Annotated in this window: 21 protein-coding genes and 1 tRNA gene; 11 read left to right on the forward strand and 11 right to left on the reverse strand. The window is 40.9% G+C overall.

Annotation, left to right across the window (positions count from 1 at the left end):
• The first annotated feature begins 25 nt into the window (after positions 1 to 25).
• Complete coding sequence (locus tag ACQ93I_RS09850) at positions 26 to 622, forward strand: sugar O-acetyltransferase (protein WP_431698362.1); 597 nt, start codon at positions 26 to 28, stop codon at positions 620 to 622.
• On the opposite strand, the gene ACQ93I_RS09855 is transcribed toward ACQ93I_RS09850, so the two are convergent.
• Entirely contained in the window at positions 605 to 2,086 is a 1,482-nt protein-coding gene (locus tag ACQ93I_RS09855) for an SLC13 family permease (RefSeq protein WP_431698363.1), read from the reverse strand. The genes ACQ93I_RS09850 and ACQ93I_RS09855 overlap by 18 nt on opposite strands.
• 326 nt (positions 2,087 to 2,412) lie before the next feature.
• Here ACQ93I_RS09855 and ACQ93I_RS09860 point away from each other — a divergent pair, with 326 nt between their 5' ends.
• The 4 genes from ACQ93I_RS09860 to ACQ93I_RS09875 are packed head-to-tail and all read left to right on the forward strand — an operon-like array spanning position 2,413 to position 6,133.
• Positions 2,413 to 2,847, forward strand: a complete 435-nt coding sequence (locus tag ACQ93I_RS09860; RefSeq protein WP_431698364.1) for an RrF2 family transcriptional regulator — start codon at positions 2,413 to 2,415, stop codon at positions 2,845 to 2,847.
• Positions 2,848 to 2,865: 18 nt separating this feature from the next.
• Positions 2,866 to 3,813, forward strand: a complete 948-nt coding sequence (nadA, locus tag ACQ93I_RS09865; protein WP_431698365.1) for a quinolinate synthase NadA — start codon at positions 2,866 to 2,868, stop codon at positions 3,811 to 3,813.
• A gap of 1 nt (position 3,814) precedes the next feature.
• Positions 3,815 to 5,347, forward strand: coding sequence for an L-aspartate oxidase (gene nadB, locus ACQ93I_RS09870; protein ID WP_431698366.1), 1,533 nt, complete (start codon positions 3,815 to 3,817; stop codon positions 5,345 to 5,347).
• A 57-nt stretch (positions 5,348 to 5,404) separates the two neighbouring features.
• A complete protein-coding gene (locus ACQ93I_RS09875; RefSeq protein WP_431698367.1) occupies positions 5,405 to 6,133 on the forward strand; it encodes a PepSY domain-containing protein in 729 nt (242 codons plus the stop codon).
• 82 nt (positions 6,134 to 6,215) lie between these two features.
• On the opposite strand, the gene ACQ93I_RS09880 is transcribed toward ACQ93I_RS09875, so the two are convergent.
• Together ACQ93I_RS09880 and trhA are read right to left on the reverse strand one after the other, a co-directional pair.
• A complete protein-coding gene (locus ACQ93I_RS09880) occupies positions 6,216 to 6,503 on the reverse strand; it encodes a DUF202 domain-containing protein (protein WP_266070524.1) in 288 nt (95 codons plus the stop codon).
• A gap of 260 nt (positions 6,504 to 6,763) precedes the next feature.
• The gene (gene trhA, locus ACQ93I_RS09885; protein WP_431698368.1) at positions 6,764 to 7,414 is read right to left on the reverse strand and encodes a PAQR family membrane homeostasis protein TrhA; all 651 of its coding nucleotides are present in this window, start codon (positions 7,412 to 7,414) and stop codon (positions 6,764 to 6,766) included.
• Between the two features lie 221 nt (positions 7,415 to 7,635).
• On the opposite strand from trhA, the gene ACQ93I_RS09890 reads away from it, so the two are divergent.
• Positions 7,636 to 7,980 carry a hypothetical protein gene (locus ACQ93I_RS09890; protein ID WP_431698369.1) on the forward strand — a complete coding sequence of 115 codons (345 nt, stop codon included), beginning with the start codon at positions 7,636 to 7,638 and terminating at the stop codon, positions 7,978 to 7,980.
• A 213-nt stretch (positions 7,981 to 8,193) separates the two neighbouring features.
• Here the strand turns inward: ACQ93I_RS09890 and ACQ93I_RS09895 are convergent, their stop codons facing one another.
• The 6 genes from ACQ93I_RS09895 to ACQ93I_RS09920 all read right to left on the reverse strand — a co-directional run bounded on the left by ACQ93I_RS09895 (position 8,194) and on the right by ACQ93I_RS09920 (position 11,963).
• Positions 8,194 to 8,565, reverse strand: coding sequence for an SPW repeat domain-containing protein (locus ACQ93I_RS09895; RefSeq protein ID WP_431698370.1), 372 nt, complete (start codon positions 8,563 to 8,565; stop codon positions 8,194 to 8,196).
• A gap of 123 nt (positions 8,566 to 8,688) precedes the next feature.
• Positions 8,689 to 9,141, reverse strand: a complete 453-nt coding sequence (locus ACQ93I_RS09900) for a hemerythrin domain-containing protein (RefSeq protein ID WP_431698371.1) — start codon at positions 9,139 to 9,141, stop codon at positions 8,689 to 8,691.
• Positions 9,142 to 9,148: 7 nt separating this feature from the next.
• Positions 9,149 to 9,625 carry a hemerythrin domain-containing protein gene (locus ACQ93I_RS09905; protein ID WP_431698372.1) on the reverse strand — a complete coding sequence of 159 codons (477 nt, stop codon included), beginning with the start codon at positions 9,623 to 9,625 and terminating at the stop codon, positions 9,149 to 9,151.
• A gap of 248 nt (positions 9,626 to 9,873) precedes the next feature.
• The gene (locus ACQ93I_RS09910) at positions 9,874 to 10,629 is read right to left on the reverse strand and encodes a LytR/AlgR family response regulator transcription factor (RefSeq protein ID WP_431698373.1); all 756 of its coding nucleotides are present in this window, start codon (positions 10,627 to 10,629) and stop codon (positions 9,874 to 9,876) included.
• A 278-nt stretch (positions 10,630 to 10,907) separates the two neighbouring features.
• Positions 10,908 to 11,459 carry a hypothetical protein gene (locus ACQ93I_RS09915; protein WP_431698374.1) on the reverse strand — a complete coding sequence of 184 codons (552 nt, stop codon included), beginning with the start codon at positions 11,457 to 11,459 and terminating at the stop codon, positions 10,908 to 10,910.
• A 430-nt stretch (positions 11,460 to 11,889) separates the two neighbouring features.
• Positions 11,890 to 11,963: transfer RNA gene (locus tag ACQ93I_RS09920), tRNA-Pro, on the reverse strand.
• Between the two features lie 206 nt (positions 11,964 to 12,169).
• On the opposite strand from ACQ93I_RS09920, the gene ggt reads away from it, so the two are divergent.
• From ggt to ACQ93I_RS09940, 4 genes are all read left to right on the forward strand, one after another.
• Positions 12,170 to 13,876: a gamma-glutamyltransferase gene (gene ggt, locus ACQ93I_RS09925; RefSeq protein ID WP_431698375.1), complete on the forward strand. Its 1,707-nt coding sequence runs from the start codon at positions 12,170 to 12,172 to the stop codon at positions 13,874 to 13,876.
• Positions 13,877 to 14,147: 271 nt separating this feature from the next.
• Positions 14,148 to 14,579 carry an MBOAT family O-acyltransferase gene (locus ACQ93I_RS09930; RefSeq protein WP_431698376.1) on the forward strand — a complete coding sequence of 144 codons (432 nt, stop codon included), beginning with the start codon at positions 14,148 to 14,150 and terminating at the stop codon, positions 14,577 to 14,579.
• A 90-nt stretch (positions 14,580 to 14,669) separates the two neighbouring features.
• Positions 14,670 to 15,533 carry a hypothetical protein gene (locus ACQ93I_RS09935; protein WP_431698377.1) on the forward strand — a complete coding sequence of 288 codons (864 nt, stop codon included), beginning with the start codon at positions 14,670 to 14,672 and terminating at the stop codon, positions 15,531 to 15,533.
• A 23-nt stretch (positions 15,534 to 15,556) separates the two neighbouring features.
• A complete protein-coding gene (locus ACQ93I_RS09940) occupies positions 15,557 to 16,291 on the forward strand; it encodes an acetolactate decarboxylase (RefSeq protein ID WP_431698378.1) in 735 nt (244 codons plus the stop codon).
• 66 nt (positions 16,292 to 16,357) lie between these two features.
• Here the strand turns inward: ACQ93I_RS09940 and ACQ93I_RS09945 are convergent, their stop codons facing one another.
• Positions 16,358 to 16,576 carry a hypothetical protein gene (locus tag ACQ93I_RS09945; RefSeq protein ID WP_431698379.1) on the reverse strand — a complete coding sequence of 73 codons (219 nt, stop codon included), beginning with the start codon at positions 16,574 to 16,576 and terminating at the stop codon, positions 16,358 to 16,360.
• A 403-nt stretch (positions 16,577 to 16,979) separates the two neighbouring features.
• On the opposite strand from ACQ93I_RS09945, the gene ACQ93I_RS09950 reads away from it, so the two are divergent.
• Positions 16,980 to 17,870, forward strand: coding sequence for an arsenite methyltransferase (locus ACQ93I_RS09950; protein ID WP_431698380.1), 891 nt, complete (start codon positions 16,980 to 16,982; stop codon positions 17,868 to 17,870).
• Positions 17,871 to 17,921: 51 nt separating this feature from the next.
• Here the strand turns inward: ACQ93I_RS09950 and ACQ93I_RS09955 are convergent, their stop codons facing one another.
• Positions 17,922 to 18,266, reverse strand: a complete 345-nt coding sequence (locus ACQ93I_RS09955; RefSeq protein ID WP_431698381.1) for a cupin domain-containing protein — start codon at positions 18,264 to 18,266, stop codon at positions 17,922 to 17,924.
• Positions 18,267 to 18,346: the final 80 nt, after the last annotated feature.

An 18,346-nucleotide genomic window follows, 5' to 3' on the forward strand; every position in this document is an offset into this window, starting at 1 on the left:
AAAGAAACAAGTTCATATAAAGCTCATGAAAACAGAAAAGGAAAAAATGTTGACAGGTGAGCCTTATAAAGCATTTGACCATGAATTACTTACAGAAAGACAAAAAGCTAAAGAATTTATCTTCAGCTTTAATAACCTACCTCCTTCCGAAGTAGACAAACGGAAGGAGATCCTTCAGCAGCTATTGGGAAAAACCGGGAACAGCTATTACTTTGAGCCCCCTTTCCGCTGTGATTATGGTTACAATATTGAAATAGGTGAGAATTTTTATACAAATTATAACCTCACAATTCTGGACTGCGCCAAAGTAATTATTGGAAACCATGTGCTTATTGGCCCCAATGTAGGGATCTTTACTGCCGGACATCCTATGCACTATGAAAACAGGATACAGGAATGGGAACATGCCTACCCGGTGAAAGTAGGAAATCATGTGTGGATAGGAGGACACGTGGTGATCAATCCGCGGGTGACCATAGGTGATAATTCTGTTATTGGTTCAGGAAGTGTGGTGACCAGAGATATTCCCCCAAACGTCTTTGCTGCAGGTAATCCCTGTAAAGTTATAAGAACCATTACCCAAGAAGACAAAAATTCTTACCTGTTAACTCGATCCGGGTAGAAAAACTTCAGGAATTACGCTCACTTCTATTCCCCAAATAACAGGCAGAAGAAAATAGATGACGAGGGTGATGATGAGAATAGACAACAGGTTCAACCAAATGCCCGCTCTCGTCATATCTTTAATTTTCAAGTATCCCGCACCAAAGACCACAGCATTAGGTGGTGTAGCTACCGGTAACATAAATGCACAGGATGCCGCAAGGGTGGCCGCCACCAGTAAGAAGTAAGGATGAATTTGCATGGCGAGTGCCATAGGGGCTAAAATAGGCAGCAACATTGCTGTGGTAGCAAGGTTGGAGGTGACTTCAGTAAGAAAATTAACCGCAGTCACCAACACCAGTACCAGCAGAATAAGAGGTAAATTCTCAAGGCTGCTAAGCTGCTGCCCAATCCAAACAGCAAGGCCGGTTTCCTCAAAAGCCTTTGCCAGTGCCATACCTCCTCCAAAAAGGATAATGATTCCCCACGGAATCTTCACTGCATCTTCCCAAACAAGAATTCGGCCATGTTCCTTCCCCGATGGCAACAGGAAAAGTGTGATTCCTGCGAAAATTGCTATTACTGTATCATCTAAAAACGGAAGTACAGGTTGTAGCAAAAAAGATCGGGTGATCCATCCAAGTGCTGTAAGTATAAAAACGGTAAGAACGATCTTTTCCTGTTTAGTCATAGCGCCAAATTCGTGAAGCAGCCTGGCGATTTCGGCCTTACCTCCGGGGAGTCTCATGCCTTTAAGATCAAAGGCAAATGTGGTAAGATACTTCCAGCTAATTGCCAGTAAAACAAGAGAGATAGGCAGCCCCAGTTTAAGCCATTGGTAAAAGGTGATTTCAATGCCATAGAATTTTTGCACCACTCCTGCCAGCACAAGGTTAGGCGGTGTTCCAATTAAAGTGGCTATCCCTCCTATTGAAGCGCTGTAAGCTATAGACAGCATGAGCGCCTTTCCAAAAATGGCTTTTTCGTCCCGCTCTGTCTTTGGGTCATCCCATAATTGATTAATAATTGCCGCTCCTATTGGCAGCATCATTACCGAGGTTGCTGTATTGGAGATCCACATAGACAGGAAAGCCGTGGCTATCATAAACCCGAGGATGATCAACTTTAAATTGTTTCCAATAAGCCTTATGATGCTAAGCGCTATTCGCCGGTGTAGCTCCCATTTTTCTATTGCAATGGCTAAAAGAAAACCACCCAGGTAAAGAAAGACGAATTTATCGCCATAGGCTGCGGTGGTTGCTTCAATAGATAAAGCCCCGGAAAGGGGGAACAGCACAATAGGAAGCAAAGCTGTGACAGCAATGGGTACAACTTCACTCACCCACCAAATTGCCATCCAGATGGTAACACACAATACATCCCAGGCCAAAATTGGCATTGACTGGGGATGTTCTACTGCCTGCAGAGCAAAATAAACCATCGGCCCAAAGAAAATCATGATCTTTTTAGGAGAGATCTTCATTTCGCACAACTTTAAAAGTACAACCCGAAAGAAAAGGGCACATAAAATGATCAAAAACTAACCTCAACTCCCCAGCAATCGCTCTTTAAATTTAAGAATTTAAAGCAAAACAATTCTTTATAAGGCATTTATATTTAAGCAATTACCCTAATTTAATTTCTGAAGAATATTGCTTGATTTATTCTCCGGAAATCTAAAAAAAGGGCATTTCTCCTATTTTGAAAACTACAACTTCAAAAGCATGAAAAGTGGCAGTTCCTGACAGAGGTCATAAAAAAGAGACTTTACTGTCCTTATTTTTGTTTTACAAACTGAAATTACGAACCATGTTTTCAAAAGCCTGCGAGTATGCCATAAGAGCCACGATCTTTATTGCTTCAGAATCTGAAAAAGGGAGAAGGTCAAGCCTGAAAGATATTGCAAGGGAGATTGATTCTCCCGAAGCATTTACGGCTAAAACCCTTCAGAAGTTATCAAAAAACGGCATTATAGTTTCTACAAAAGGAGCTCATGGCGGATTTCAGGTTGAAAAAGAAAGGCTTCCAGACATTAAGATTTCCCAAATCGTGCTGGCCATTGATGGAGACAAAGTCTATACCCGTTGTAGCCTTGGCCTGCATAACTGTAGTGAAGATCATCCCTGCCCTTTCCATTCCCGCTTTAAGCCTGTGCGAAACAGCCTGAAAGAAATTGTGGAAAGAACAAGCTTGATGGATCTAACTTCAGGCCTTATTTCGGGAGACACATTTTTAAAAATTTGAATCACTACAGGATTATTTATGACAGTATCCGTACCGCAACCAACCACTTTACAAGAAGAACTGGCACAATTAAAAAAGGATAAAAATGCAGTGATCCTGGCCCACTATTACCAGGAACCCGAAATACAGGAAGTTGCCGATTTCATTGGCGACTCGCTCGAACTGGCGAAAAAGGCCGCTGAAACTTCGGCCGGGATCATTGTATTTGCCGGGGTACATTTTATGGCCGAAACCGCCAAGATCCTTAACCCCTCAAAAAGGGTATTTTTGCCCGACCTTAATGCGGGGTGTTCCCTGGCCGACAGTTGCCCGCCTCAAGCCTTTAGAAAACTAAAAGAACAATATCCAGATCATGTGGTGGTCACCTACATCAATTGCTCTGCCGAAATAAAAACCCTCAGCGATGTTGTTTGTACCTCTTCAAATGCCGAAAAGGTCATCAACTCTATTCCGCCGGAAAAGCAAATCATATTTGCCCCCGATAAAAACCTTGGAAAATATCTGATGCAAAAGACAGGGAGGGAAATGCTGCTGTGGGATGGTGCCTGCATAGTTCATGAAGCTTTTTCGCTTGATAAGATGCTGGAGTTGTATAAGCAGCATCCTTCAGCAAAGATCATAGCGCATCCCGAATCTGAAACCCATATTTTAAAAATAGCCAATTATATTGGCTCAACCTCGGGGATGCTCAATTATGTGAAGGGTAGTGAGCACGACACATTTATTGTTGCGACCGAGGCCGGCATCTTGCATCAAATGCAAAAGGATGTACCCCAAAAGACCCTTATCCCCGCCCCTGCCAAAGAAGACAATACCTGTGCCTGCAGTGAATGTGCGTTTATGAAAATGAATTCCCTAAAGAAACTTTATGACTGCCTCGCAAAAGAAACCCCCGAAATAAAACTTTCTGAAGATCTTATGAAAAAGGCCCTGGTGCCTATTAAACGCATGTTAGAACTTTCTTAGAATGAAAACAGATGTACTGGTAATAGGATCTGGCGTAGCTGGCCTCACCTTTGTCATTAAGATTGCAGAAGCCCGTCCCGATGTAAATGTTACTGTCATTACAAAGGAAAAAATGGAGATTTCCAACACAGCCCAGGCACAGGGTGGAATTGCCGTGGTGCTTGACCGGGTGCAGGACAGCTTTGAGTTGCACGTAAAAGACACTATTGAAGCCGGACGCGGAATAAATGATGCTGAAGTGGTTAAAATGGTAGTTTCACAAGCCCCCGAACGACTTTTAGAGCTAGTGGCGTGGGGAACTTCTTTTGACTCCGGAAAAAATGGAATTCTCGAATTAGGACTTGAAGGCGGACACTCACGACGGCGGATTGTCCACCACCGTGACCTTACCGGATTTGAAATTCAGCGAAAGCTGATCTTACATGCAAAGTCACTTCCCAACATACATTTTTACGATCACTATTTTGTAATCGATCTCATACTCAACGCCAAAAAAGACAGGTGTATTGGGATACATGCGCTTAACAAGACCAATTCTCAAAGAACAAGCATCACCTCCAAAATCACATTTTTGGCAAGTGGAGGTTGTGGGATGGTCTTTGGCAACACCACCAATCCTACGGTAGCCACCGGCGACGGGGTGGCCATGGCCTGGAGAGCCGGGGCGGCGGTAAAAAACATGAACTACATACAGTTTCACCCCACAGCATTGTATGAAGCGGGGAAACATCCGCTTTTTCTCATTTCTGAAGCTGTGCGTGGCTATGGTGCTTACGTGGTAAATCACCAGGGCAAACGTTTCCTCTATAAATCTGATTCCAGGGGGGAGCTGGCAACCCGTGATATCGTATCTGAAGCCATTGTCAAAGAACTAAAAAGCTCGGGAGAAAAACATGCCTATTTGGATTGCCGTCACCTGGATATTGAAAAATTCACTGCCAAATTCCCCACTATTGTCGCCTACTGTCGTGCAATAGGTATTAATGTGGCGACAGATCTTATACCTATTGTACCCGCAGCTCATTACCAGTGCGGGGGCATTGATGTAGACCAGCATGCGAGAACCACGGTGGAGCAGCTGTACGCATCGGGAGAATGTGTGCACACCGGCCTTCACGGCGCCAATCGGCTGGCATCCAATTCCCTTCTTGAAGCCATAGTTTATTCGCACGAAGCTTCAAAAGCCGTGTTGCAGGAGTTGGATCATCTTTCCTATCCCAGCAACCGGAATCAGCAAGAGGTTTTGAATAATTTCAATACCGAAGTTGATGAAAAGATCATCGCCAGTCTCAGGCAGCGCCTCAACGAGATCATGGATTATGACCTGTTACATTCGGCTCCAAAAATGGCAAAAACGGCAGCCCTTGAACAGCTGCGGAATATGCACGACTTAATGGAAAGTTATCCGCCGTTCAATAGTGGTTCGGTTGCATTCTACGAACTAAAAAATATGGTTGAGATCGCCTTATTAATCCTGAAAGATGCTATAGATCATTACCATCCAAAAATGGGGATTACTGAAGGAGTTTTTTAAGACAGGAACTTCAGCTGAAGCAGATTTTAGTATACTTGTAGAAATTCACAACTCTCGATGCCTTTTGTAAAACGAAAAGCTGCTTCCTACATTAGAAAAGCACACCGCTACCTGGGGATCTTCCTCGGAATTCAATTTTTGATGTGGACTATTAGCGGAATGTACTTCAGCTGGACCGATATTGACGAGATTCACGGTGACCACTTCAGAAAAAATCATGTGCACCCCACTACTTTTTCATATCTTCCAGGTATTTCTGAAGTAGCTCCCCAAATGCAGATCAATTCCCTTCAGCTAAAAGATATAGCAGGAGAACCTTACTACTGGGTGAACAATGAAAAATTGGTACACGCCCGAAATGGTGAACAAAAGCAGGAAATTACAGAAGACGAAGCGGTAAAAATTGCAAAAAAACACATGCTCGACAGCATGAAAATCACCGGAGTTGAAAAGATTACCGAAACCGGCGATCACCATGAATACCGCGGCGGCCCTTTACCGGCCTATGTTATTTCTTATGCCGGGCAGGAAAAACCCAAAGCATATATCTCGGCTGTTGACGGAACTTTTAAATCTGTACGACACAGAGACTGGAGGTGGTTTGATTTCCTGTGGATGACCCATACTATGGATTATGATACGCGAGATGATTTTAATACTTCAATTTTAAGAGCTTTTTCCCTGCTGGGCCTTATTACCGTGCTAAGCGGATTCGTGTTGTGGTTTATTTCTTCTCCTACAATGATGGGCGTATTCGGGAAAAAAGGAAAAAGAAAGAAAAGATAGAAGAGCAGCTTTTTAAGCTATAAAGTCCCCTTTGTTCAACCCTTTTCGAACATTTTTAAAAACAGGGAATAGCTCCTGAAGCTCACTTAACGGTAAAATATTTTCTAATATGTCTTCTCACATATAGAAATCTTGCAATCCCTATGAGCAGGATTACAGGTGCAACCACCAGGAGAAAAATTCCCAGATCGTACATTTCCTGGAGCACCTCTACTCTAATAATCGCCACTCCCGAACTTAATACCACAATAAAGGTTCTCAGGTAAGCGAGAAAAGTCCTTTCATTGGCCATGCGGGTGCGGTCTATCGCCAGCCAGTCACGCGTGATGAGATCTTCTTTGATTTGAACATTTTTTCGTGACAGTTTCATTTTTTTTAAACTTTGGGATCACAAATAAGAAAACCGGAAAATTCTATTTTCCAGATTTTTTATTCATAGGAGGGTAAATACCCCGAGGCTTGCCTCGTTAGTAAATGTTGTAAAGTTTGAAAACGTGTTCCACTAAAATGCTCCGTGGGCTTGCCCCGGAGAAATTTACTCTGAAAGCAGCTACAAATTAAGAGCGGAATTTAACTTCTATGTATAAAGGTAAAAATTACGGCTCTCTAAAATTATAAATTCAACTTAATTTAAGGGAGCACATGGAGATAAATAGCCATGAAGTGACAGAAACTTCCCAGTAAAACACACAAATGAAAAATTGCGTGATTGTATTTTATTTTGCTAATGCTGTAGAGAATCGCCCCGATGGTATAGGCGAGTCCGCCACCTAAAAGCCACCACAGGCCCTCGCTGGAAAGGTTCTCCATAAGAGGTTCTATGGCAAAGACGATCACCCAACCCATACTAACATAAAGTAAGGTGGAAAAGATCTTGAAACGGCCGGTAAAGAACAGCTTCAAAAAAGTGCCTAAAAGGGCAATGGTCCATACCACCCCAAGAATGATCCAGCCCGTACGTCCCTGCAGGGTTACAAGAGCAAAAGGAGTGTAGGTTCCGGCGATAAGAACGAAAATCGCAATATGATCAAAGACCTTAAAAGTGAACCTTTTTCGAAGGTTTTTGGTGCTGTGATAAAGTGTGGAGGCCGAGTAAAGCAGGATGAGCGAAGCGCCAAAAATGACAAAACTGAGGAACAATTTAGTATCATTAAATTCGATGGCTTTGAAAATTAACAGAAAAAGCCCCAACACACTAAAACCAAGACCTGCTCCATGGCTTAATACGTTTAAATATTCCTCACGGGGATCGTAAAATTTAATCTTTATAGGCTTTTTCATCACGACAAATTCTAAGGTAAAAATACGCCTATCTGCGAGCTTTTTCAAGAATCCCCATATAACATTAGACAGAAATTTCTTTCGGATATATTTATACTTAGTCGGAAATTTTCGATGAAAAACAAATTTAAGGGGGTAACCGACTTAAAATGAGGAAAAAACTTGCAGAATAAATTTTTTAGCTTAATTTAGCTTCCTCATTTTCAGAGTACTTAGCGTCTATGGATCTAATCACAACTCTTGTAGCTTTAGAAGTAATTGCCTCTAAATTCCTACTTTCTTACATCGCTTCTTTTTCATCGGCTACTTCTTTTGAAGAGAATAATCCGCTTCTTCGATTTGTGTTTAGAAAGCTGAGAGTTGATGATGACCAGTGGATTTCCTTCTTTTGCACGGTACTTCTTGTCGGGATTTGTTTGTACCTACTCAGCTCGGTTTATACTGCGCCGGCTTATGCTGCAATGTTCATTATGTCAGGTTTTTACACTACTGTACTCAACCTTGGCGCAGCCCACAGCAGCTATTTCCAGAGAAACAATTTTATTACCCGTAGATTACTAAGATAACTTCGGAAGGATTATTTTCTGCAGAATAAACTAATCCACAAATATTTCAGCTGAAGATCTATACTTCAGAAATACAGGGTGTCAAAAATGGGATTTTTGGAGGGGATTTTTTCCGAATAAAACCCAATTAAAAGCTGAAAGGTTTTATATTCCGTAGAAATAAAAAACAGGCTATTTCGATAAAATTTGAGCTTTAATATTTTCCAAAACCTATTATTTTGAAGTAGTTTTATGAGCAGGATTAGCTTCAAAAGGTGGTTTTCTTGTGGTAAAAAGCCCTGCCCCTACTTCAAAAATTCCCAGCACTAAAAAAGGCCATATTAATTGATCTGCGAATCCAAAAAGCCAGGGAGAAACGGCTAACAATATGCCGCCCATAATATTCAGGACCAGGTGAGTTTTCATGTCCAGAATTTTAAGCAATCCAAGTTCATAATCTGTGATAAGGCTGTAGAGAAGCACTCCCGCACCTAAAATCACGAGCAAAATGGAAGCGGCTTCGGGAATTGCCGGGTGTAATGGGAGCAAAATTAACAGGAGCCCCATGAGATAATCGAGATAACCGTGGACTTTTGTACTTAGCATAACAATTCTGTTTTTTTTGATCACTTAAATCTTAGAAGTTTAGCCGTAAAAAACTAATCACTTAACAGAACCTTGTAATACTTCAAAAAGCTTATTTTAAAGAGAATTTTTAACGAGTGCAGCTTAAGATATCCAGAATTTATCTTGCCAGTCTTCTTCAGAAAAAACAATGTTATCATGGTGCTTTTCCAGGATTTCAAGATCTTTTGGATTGAGATTTTGGGCAAGTTCTTTATACAACACCCGCTCTTCAAACCTAATGTAGGTTGCCAGTTCTTCTTCGAGTAGATTCAGTACTTTTTCATCGTCACAATCACAAGTCAGCAGTTTGTTGATTCTCCTGTGATTGGCCAAAGCCTTCTTAACACGCACATTGTTGCCTAAAAGGGGAAAAATGTGCTGCTCTTCCAGCGCAAAATGCGGATCGAGAAACTCCGATTTAAACCAGTTGGTATAATTTCTTATCCGCTCTTTTTGAATATTATTCCGCAGCCCAATCCTGATGTTTTCACAGAGATGTAGTACCTGCCGGTGTTCTATAGACAAAGGTTCTAAAACGGTTGATTTTGCTGTCATACCAGAGCTATTTCTTTTGGTTCCAAAAATGATCCTGCCAGTTGTCATCTGAAAAAGGCTGTGCATGATGTTTTTTCTCTATCTCTGCAAATTCATCTGGACTTGCTATTTTCTGAATTTCATTAAAGACTACGCGTTCTTCAAACCTAATATGTTTATCGAGTTCTTCTTCTATGAGGCTTAACGCCTTGAGAATATCCGATTGTTGATTGAACAGTCTTCTTAATCTCCGGTGTTCAGCCAAAGCTCTTTTTACCAGGAGATCTTCACTTCCTAAAACCGGAAAAACGAACTTTTCTTCAGCTTCAAAATGTGGGTACAGGTATTCCTTTTTAAACCAATCGGTATAATCTTTCATACGCCGGGGCTCAACATCGAGTTTTATACCCTGCCGTATTTTCCAGGACAACAACAGCCCGTGATGATGCTCACGACTTAAAGATTTAAGGGATTCATGGCGTTTGATAGGTTTCTTATTTTCCATAGATTTTTGTTGTTGTGAATTTTTTCCGGCACTTTTTTACAACCTTCTGCGGTGGTTGAAGCTTCAATAGATCTACTAATGCTTCGGAAGCAGTTCAATATTTTTCTGATTTATTTCAGTAATGAATAACCGGAATTAATTAGGACAAATATGTTCAATTCAATACAACTCACTTATGACGTGAGTCATATTAAACTAACTGCCTGTAAAGCTGAAGTATTCTTATTTGAGAAGTGAAGTTAGATGGCTTAGATCCCCAACTTTTCCAGGAATGGTTTCTTTTGTGCCTTGCTGGTATGAAGGAGTCGGCCATCGGCCATTTTTGCATCCATTTCACCATATTCTGAATGCACCAGTTCCTTCACATGATCCAGGTTCACGATAGCAGAACGATGGATCCTGAAAAACAGGTTGGGATCGAGTATTTCATCAAGGGCACACAGGGATTCCCTGAGTAAATACTTGTGGTTGTGAGTATAGATTTCGGCATAACAACCCGACGAGATGATGTACAAAATATCACGCGGATCTAGCAAAATCGTGGTGTTGCCCTGTTTTACCGGAATTTTAAAAATTGTTCCGGTTGAGCGGTTCGTGTAAAACCCCAGCAGATTCTGAATCTTTTCGTCAATATCGAGCTCTTCGGGCAGGCCTGTATTTAATATTTTTGAGACAGTTTTGTAGAAACGTTCTTCTTTAAATGGCTTTAAGAGCAGGTCACAGGCATTGGCGTCAAAAGCTTTACAGGCATCGGGAGTGTGAGCGGCCAAAAGAACAATGATTGGCCTGGGAACGACTTTTATTTTTTCGAGAACGCTGAAGCCGTCCATATCTTTCATCTCTAAATCCAGAAAGATTACCTGGGGTTTTAAAGAATTGATTTGTTCAACGGCAATTTTCCCACTAGCACATTCTCCCAAAATTTCAATTTCCGGAACCTTGTTAAGAAGGTTAATAACCCGCTTTCTGGCGAGGGCTTCATCGTCTATTATTAAAGCTTTCAAGGGCGAAGCTTTTTACCTGATTAGTTCTTCAAATTTACAGTTTTAAACCCTAAAAATGAAGGAATGAGAGACAAAAAAGGATAATAATATCACCTTTTTTAGTGGAATAAAATTTAGACTTTAATACCGGAAAATATAGATTTTTAAAAATAGAATAAGACTGTCAAAAAAGCCATTCATCACCCCTTCATCCCTGCTAGTGCAGAGATCCTGCACCTTTACAGGTGCAAAATGAATTGCTTCTTTGGCAGTCTTTCATCGAGCTTCAACTATCAACTTTACATGCTCGCAACTTCTATGGGTTCTATTTTGTTTACAGATATTTTGAGGTTTTGCACCTCACTTCCTTTTTCTAAACGAATCTTGTAATAGTCTTCACTAACAATTCCTTTTTTTCCTTTGGCAATATGAACGTTTTGGGTCATATTCCAGCCTTTGTATTGGCGGTACACTTCTTTTTGCAGATCTAAAGGAAGAAGTACATCTTTTAATTGGTAGGAAATTCTGAGCAGGTTTCCTTGCTGACAGTATTTGGCTTTTAATTTGCCTTTGGTGCTATTTATCTCTAACTGGTAGTGGCGGTTTTTTTCATTTTTCACGAGATCAAGAAAAGCTTCTATGTTGCAATGTTCATTAAGAAAGGCAACCGGGTCTTTTTCAAATTCTCCGGCGTATTTTTCTTCAACTTTAAATATGTAGTTGGCCCCGTCAACGGTAACTTCCGGTAACAAAGGGTCAAATCCAATACGGGCTTCATCGAGTTCAGTAAATTGCGCATTAACGATTCCTGCCCACATTAAAATGACAAGGGAAATAAAAAATCTTTTCATGACAACAGCTTTAAATGGTTACTTATATAACGTTTTCGCTCTTTAGCTTTTAACGTTAGAATTCCCTGCAAATTTACAGCAGAATACAGCCTTTTTGGGTGGTTATGATACCAATAGCCCCAAAGTGATAACCAGTAGCCACAAAGAGTACATAGACCAAAACGGGAGAAATTAATACTTACGAAAACGAATTCGTAAAAGATGAAAATATGGGGTTCTAGAGCTGAAAATATTAAAAATTCACTTCGGAAATTCAACAATATTTCAGCTTAAAGTTTTAGTGTTTTGGAGATATGAAGCTGTAAACTAAGTAAGTTTTATGTGGCACTTTAAACTTGGTTTGGATGAGAGGATTTATAAAATCCTAATTACAGCTCTTAGTACTGCTTTAAAAAAGTAAAGCGATGCTTGCGCATCGCTTTTAAACTTGTCGGGATGACAGGATTTGAACCTGCGACCCTACGCCCCCCAGACGTATACGCTACCGGACTGCGCCACATCCCGAATTGGAAGTGCAAATTAAGCAGCTTATTTCTAATTTTCAAAGGGAAATTCCGCTTTTTCCGGTGTTTCTTTTCTCTCTGTAGCTTATTTACCGCAAAAGAACAGAGAATGAGGAGAATACTTCAGGCAGGGTTTTGAACTGTTTTTATTTAGCTATTTATTATTTTGCCTTAGTTTAGCCTAATGGTCATGAAAAATCTCAATACATGAAGAAATACTTCGTCTTTTTCCTGCTGATTATACTTCAGCAGTCCTGCAAAATTCCGAAAGAACCTCAAGACTTTTCTGCTCCGGCAGAACGCGGGTTAACAGCAGAACACGCAATGGTGGTCTCGGCCCGTAAAGAAGCTTCAGAAATAGGCAAGGAGATCATAAAGCAGGGCGGTAATGCTTTTGATGCCATGGTAGCTACAGAAATGGCTTTGGCAGTGGTTTATCCATACGCCGGGAATTTGGGCGGGGGTGGCTTTATGGTGTACAGGCTCAAAAATGGCAAAACCGGTGCGCTCGATTTCCGGGAAAAAGCCCCCTTGGGTGCAGACCGCAATATGTATCTGGATAGTCTTGGTAATGCAGATCCTCAAAAAAGCCGTTTTGGCGGACTGGCCGTTGGAGTCCCCGGAACCGTAGCAGGAATATTTGCCGTACATGAAAAATTTGGTAGCTTACCTGTAGAAAAGATCCTGGCCCCGGTAATTGCACTGGCTCAGCAGGGTTTTGTGGTAACTGCCAAACAGGCTGCTGCCCTGGCACACCACCGGAATTCTATCATTAAAGCCAATCATGAGAACGTGCTCTTTGCCCAGTCTTATGAAGCAGGAGACACCCTTAAAAATCCTGCGCTGGCTAAAACTCTGCAAAGACTTGCTGCAAAAGGACGGGAAGAATTTTATTCGGGTGAAACTGCAAAAGAACTGGTGCAGTTTCTTCAGGAAAAAGGCGGAATTATCAATATGCAAGATCTTGCTGCCTACCAGGTGAAATGGCGGGATCCCGTAACTTTCACCTATGATGATCTTAGGGTGATCTCAATGTCTCCTCCATCAAGTGGCGGCATTGTGATGGGACAAATCATGAAGATGATTCGCCCTTACCCTCTTCACGAGTACGGCCATAACTCGTTAGAGGCTATACAGGTGATCACAGAGGCAGAAAGAAGAGCCTATGCCGATCGTGGTTTTTATCTTGGTGATTCAGATTTCGTTGATATTCCTTCGGAAATGCTGCTGAGCGAAGATTATCTCAAGGAGCGTATGAGTAGTTTCAGCTTTCAAAAAGCTACTCCTTCTAGCACGATTGGCCATGGGAATATCCCGGTTGCCGAAAGTCTCGAAACCACCCACTACTCTATCGTTGATGCTGAAGGGAATGCGGTTTCGGTAACTACTACCTTAAATGGTGCTTATGGATCAAAGCTCTACATAGAAGAACTGGGCTTTTTTCTGAACAATGAAATGGACGACTTTAGTGCTAAACCGGGAGTGCCCAATATGTTTGGGCTGGTAGGAGCCGAAGCCAATTCAATAGCGCCCGAAAAGCGAATGCTAAGCTCTATGACACCAACAATTGTAGAGAAAGAAGGGCAACTTTATATGGTGCTTGGTTCGCCGGGAGGCTCTACGATCATTACCTCTGTCATGCAAACTATTCTAAACGTTACTGAATTTGGGATGGGAATGCAGCAGGCGGTAAATGCACCACGTTTCCATCATCAATGGCTACCAGACGAAGTGCGTTTTGAACCGAATGGTTTTTCTGAAACCACATTCAATACGCTACAGCAAAAAGGCTACAACATTGAAGTGGGAGAATCTACTATTATTGGAAAGGTAGATGCCATTCTTGTATTGCCTACAGGAAAGCTGGAAGCTGGTGCCGATCCGCGGGGTGACGACGCTGCAGCAGGATTTTAATAGGTCGTAACCACAAAAGCAACTCTGAGGATTAATATTTAAAAAAATGGCTTTACAGGGGACCACAAACCCGTCGCAACAGCGGCTTGACATTCACGGCCCTACTTTAATTAATGGAAATTTATCTATGTAAAAGTTTAATTAGAATGCTAAGGAACTGCAAATGAGTTAGGATAAAACACAACTACCTGCAAGTTTTAGAAATATTCTTAAATTGATTTAAATTAAATGTTTCTGAATCCCGGCACCAGAATTATATAAAAACTTTTAATTGAATATCAATCTTTCAGATTACGTAAAGAAAAGAAATGGGGTTTCCATGGGAAGTCGGGGGTCATTGCGCAACAATCTTTCCCGCTCCTTTGGGGCTAAGAACTTCTCGACCTTCTGGACATACTGGAATCCTATTTTTGGCTACTACCTCGGAAAATTTATTTTTAAACCATCAAAGAGGATTTTCCCCGCATCTATTGCATTGGTCATTACTTTTTTAGTAAGTGGTTTAATTCACGATACCGTAACGGTACTATTGCGCGGAAAAACATCATTTTTCTTTACAATATGGTTTCTTTTAATGAGTTTTGCTGTATTACTAACAAAAATTCTGAAGCATAATTGGTCGAAGCAAAGCTGGCTGGTAAGGGCTTTAAATAATTTCATCATCATCGTGCTATGCTTACTCCTTACGATCTGGATCCTATGAAAAAAAAGTATTCCATGGGAAATTCTACTTCAGTAAAAGAAAAAGTACCGGCTGTACTTTTCAGAAAAAACAACAGCTTACATCAGCAAAATGAATAAAATTCAGGTCGGTTTTTTAATGTCTTATGATTACCGGTTACTCAAAACCTCCCTTCCATTGGTGTACAGCGAAGCCGATTCTATAATCATTGCGCTCGATAAAGATCTAAGAACGTGGACGGGCAGCAAATTTCAGGTTGAGGAGCAATTTTTTGACTGGCTTGAGACTTTCGATACAGAAAATAAAATCAGCATTTACAGAGATGACTTTTTTCATCCTAATCTCTCACCTATGGAAAATGAGGTAAGGGAAAGAAAAATGCTGGCTTCAAAAATGGGCATAGGGAACTGGCTGATACAAGTAGACAGTGATGAATATTTTATAGATTTCAAAGCTTTTGCTGAAGCTCTGAGATCGCGCAACAAGTATCTCGAAAACCCCGAAAAGAACCGAATCCAGATTGCAGGTTACTACATTAACCTGTATAAATATACCGGGAATGGTATTTTGTACGTATCAAAACCCCGCAATCAAAAATTTGCAACCAACTATCCCGATTATGTCACAGGGAGAAATACCAGGCAAAGGGTAATCTACGTTCCGCATATTATTATACACGAATGTTTATCGAGAAGTGAAGACGAAATAAAGACAAAATTCTCCAACTGGGGGCATTCGCACCAGGTGAACGGGGAGATCTTTCTCGACAAGTGGAGACAAATCGATGAAACAAATTACAAGCAATTCGAAGATCTCTTTTATCTAGAGCCCGAAAAGTGGAAAAGACTTGATTATGTGCAGGGCCAGTCAATGAATGAAATTATAGAAAATCTAAAATCCCGGGAGTTAAAGCCTTCAAAAACTCACCTTTTAAGCAAGAATTTTGGGCAGTGGTTCAAATTCTTATTCAAATAAATTTTACTTTTCAATTCAAAAATATGACATTTAAGAAACCGGTTATTGCATTACTTACATTGACGCTTTTAAGTTGCCTTTCACCAAAAGAAGGAACAACAGAAGAACATGCTGCTGGTGTGAGTATCATTGGAGCCATGAGAAATGTAATGCTTAAAGGAGACCTGCAAGACAGGCTCTCCCTGGACACCATTGCAAATAAAACAGGACTTTACGGCTTGGGTCCCTTAAGCCATCTTCAGGGCGAACTTCTTATCAACGACGGAAAAAATTATATTTCAAGAGTAACAACAAACGGAAGTTTAGAAGTAAAGAAAAGCTATGAGGCATCGGCACCTTTCTTTGTGTATTCAAATGTAGATAAATGGAAAGAAATTGTGTTACCAGATAGTATTGCAACAATTCAGGATGTGGAAAAATATATTGGAGAAAGAACTTCTAAAATCAGCAGCCCGTTTGCATTTAAACTGAAAGGAACTGTAGCCCACGCAAAAATCCACGTGTTAAACCTGCCGGAAGGAGCAAAAGTTTCTTCCCCGGCTGAAGCACATGAGAATCAGGTTGATTATGACATTAAAAATGAAAAAGCAGAAATTGTTGGGTTTTATTCTACAGAACACAAAGGAGTTTTTACGCATCACGATTCCAACGCACACATGCATCTTATCACTGCCGATGAACTCAAGATGGGACATTTAGATGAGCTGCAAATCGAAGATATGAGCTTGTACCTTCCGGAAGGTCACTCACAGGAATAATCTTAACCCAGGCAATAGTATTAAAGGATACCCTTCAAAAATGCCATTTTTGAAGGATGGTTTTTCTTATTTACCGTAAGTAGAAAAACAACTATCGGTAGCCCAGTAAGCAGTCGGTTTTGAATCGGGGTAAAATCCGTGGGCACCAATCTCATCAAGAGGATCGAGAATACCCGATTGGCTTCCGCCTCCCTTAGCAGTCACGGCAGGCTCATTCATATTAGTTTCAGCACCAAAAAGTGAACAAAATACAGTTGTGATCACAGCAACAATAACCTTTTCCATTAGTTTGGAATTTTGAGTTAACACATGTTTGCCGTAGGGAAGCAGGCCAAATGTAATAATTAACTTTTTATTAGGAAAAGAAATTTTTACATAAAGTGTCAAAAATGAGCTTTTTAGGAACTATTTTTCTGGCTTTAGCGCCCTGAATGTATAGGGAATTTATACTTTTAAGAAATTCAGCCGCTTTGAATCAGTAATAGATTTCGAAGCATTAAATAGCATTTTTATTTATCTTCTTCTGCTGAAAAGTGCTGCTGGCATTGAGCAAGACAATACAAAACCCAGATAGGTCTTAATATGTATTTTTAATTTCCGAAGAAAAAACCTGGAGTATTTTCCCATCTGAAGTATTTATCGTAATATTACAATGAATATAAAAACTGTTATTCCAAAACTTTAAAATATGAACAGGGATCAGGAACTTAAGAATTCGGTAAAGGAGCGATATGCAAAAATTGCCGAACAGGGAAAAGCAGAGAACGCTGCTTCCTGCTGTGGTGCAACAACACCTTCAAATAAAGTGTACAACATCATGATGGATGATTACACGGGAACCGGTGGTTACGTTGAAGAGGCCGATTTGGGCCTGGGCTGCGGACTACCTACTCAATATGCAGGTATTAAAAAGGGCGATACCGTAATAGATCTTGGATCGGGTGCCGGAAACGACTGCTTTGTGGCCCGACACGAAACAGGGCCGGAAGGTAAGGTGATTGGTATAGATTTTACTCCTGCCATGATCGCAAAAGCCCGTATTAATGCCGAAAAACTTAGTTTTAACAACGTAGAATTCCGCGAAGGAGATATTGACGAAATGCCGGTGAATGAAGACAGCGCCGATGTGATTGTGAGTAACTGCGTCCTTAACCTGGTGCCCGATAAGCCGAAAGTAATTAAAGAGATCTACAGGGTTTTAAAACCTGGCGGGCATTTTAGCATTTCGGATATTGTCTTAGTAGGGGAATTGCCTGAAGCTTTACGTGAAGACGCAGAAATGTATGCGGGATGTGTGGCAGGAGCCATACAAAAAGAGGATTACCTGCAGCACATTAAAGATGCAGGTTTCAAAAATGTAATTCTTCAAAAGGAAAAACCTATTACCATCCCCGATGATATTCTGGAGAAATATCTCTCTCGAGAAGATATGACCGCCTTTAAGCAAGGGGAAACCGGGATCTTTAGTATTACGGTTTATGCAGAAAAACCGGGCGCTGTAAAAGATAAACCGAAATTAAAAATGGTAGACCTCCAATCGCAGGGTGCATGCTGTACTCCCGATTCTGGTTGCTGCTAAACGCTAAACCTGCGCAAAGTGTAAAAATCCTTGCGCAGGTTTTATTTTCTCCTAAGAACTTTCAGCTACACCCTTTACTCTTTCAGCAGTATCAGATTTTGACAGGGTGAGCCGCACTATACTATCCTCTTCGGCCTTGAGGTCGTGAGGTATATCACCCTCCAAAGAAAGTAAATCTCCTTTGGTGATGGTGTGCACTTCGCCGTTTACCCCAAAATTTATGGCACCCTCAAAAAGTTCCACCACAATGGGATAAGGAGTTTTATGTTCTTTCATGACCTGGCCTTTTTTCATAGCTATTCTTATCTCCCTGCTGCTATCGGTATCCAACAGCACTTTAACTGCAGGTTTTTGATCATTATATTCGAGATCTTTAAGTAAAGAAGCAGTTTTCATAATTTATTTTTTGATTTAAATTATAAAGTACAAAAACTTCAGGAGAACACTGTAACTTATACAGAATGCTAACATTTATT

Source organism: Salinimicrobium sp. WS361, assembly GCF_050750585.1.
Classification (GTDB): domain Bacteria; phylum Bacteroidota; class Bacteroidia; order Flavobacteriales; family Flavobacteriaceae; genus Salinimicrobium.

Bases quoted from the DNA above. Each gene is read 5' to 3' on its own strand.
- ACQ93I_RS09890 (WP_431698369.1), top strand. From the start codon at position 7,636: ATGGATCTAATCACAACTCTTGTAGCTTTAGAAGTAATTGCCTCTAAA.
- ACQ93I_RS09895 (WP_431698370.1), bottom strand. From the start codon at position 8,565: ATGCTAAGTACAAAAGTCCACGGTTATCTCGATTATCTCATGGGGCTC.
- ACQ93I_RS09900 (WP_431698371.1), bottom strand. From the start codon at position 9,141: ATGACAGCAAAATCAACCGTTTTAGAACCTTTGTCTATAGAACACCGG.
- ACQ93I_RS09940 (WP_431698378.1), top strand. From the start codon at position 15,557: ATGACATTTAAGAAACCGGTTATTGCATTACTTACATTGACGCTTTTA.
- ACQ93I_RS09945 (WP_431698379.1), bottom strand. From the start codon at position 16,576: ATGGAAAAGGTTATTGTTGCTGTGATCACAACTGTATTTTGTTCACTT.
- ACQ93I_RS09880 (WP_266070524.1), bottom strand. From the start codon at position 6,503: ATGAAACTGTCACGAAAAAATGTTCAAATCAAAGAAGATCTCATCACG.
- ACQ93I_RS09955 (WP_431698381.1), bottom strand. From the start codon at position 18,266: ATGAAAACTGCTTCTTTACTTAAAGATCTCGAATATAATGATCAAAAA.
- ACQ93I_RS09915 (WP_431698374.1), bottom strand. From the start codon at position 11,459: ATGAAAAGATTTTTTATTTCCCTTGTCATTTTAATGTGGGCAGGAATC.
- nadA (WP_431698365.1), top strand. From the start codon at position 2,866: ATGACAGTATCCGTACCGCAACCAACCACTTTACAAGAAGAACTGGCA.
- ACQ93I_RS09905 (WP_431698372.1), bottom strand. From the start codon at position 9,625: ATGGAAAATAAGAAACCTATCAAACGCCATGAATCCCTTAAATCTTTA.
- ACQ93I_RS09950 (WP_431698380.1), top strand. From the start codon at position 16,980: ATGAACAGGGATCAGGAACTTAAGAATTCGGTAAAGGAGCGATATGCA.
- ACQ93I_RS09850 (WP_431698362.1), top strand. From the start codon at position 26: ATGAAAACAGAAAAGGAAAAAATGTTGACAGGTGAGCCTTATAAAGCA.
- ACQ93I_RS09860 (WP_431698364.1), top strand. From the start codon at position 2,413: ATGTTTTCAAAAGCCTGCGAGTATGCCATAAGAGCCACGATCTTTATT.
- ACQ93I_RS09855 (WP_431698363.1), bottom strand. From the start codon at position 2,086: ATGAAGATCTCTCCTAAAAAGATCATGATTTTCTTTGGGCCGATGGTT.
- ACQ93I_RS09875 (WP_431698367.1), top strand. From the start codon at position 5,405: ATGCCTTTTGTAAAACGAAAAGCTGCTTCCTACATTAGAAAAGCACAC.
- ACQ93I_RS09935 (WP_431698377.1), top strand. From the start codon at position 14,670: ATGAATAAAATTCAGGTCGGTTTTTTAATGTCTTATGATTACCGGTTA.
- trhA (WP_431698368.1), bottom strand. From the start codon at position 7,414: ATGAAAAAGCCTATAAAGATTAAATTTTACGATCCCCGTGAGGAATAT.
- nadB (WP_431698366.1), top strand. From the start codon at position 3,815: ATGAAAACAGATGTACTGGTAATAGGATCTGGCGTAGCTGGCCTCACC.
- ggt (WP_431698375.1), top strand. From the start codon at position 12,170: ATGAAGAAATACTTCGTCTTTTTCCTGCTGATTATACTTCAGCAGTCC.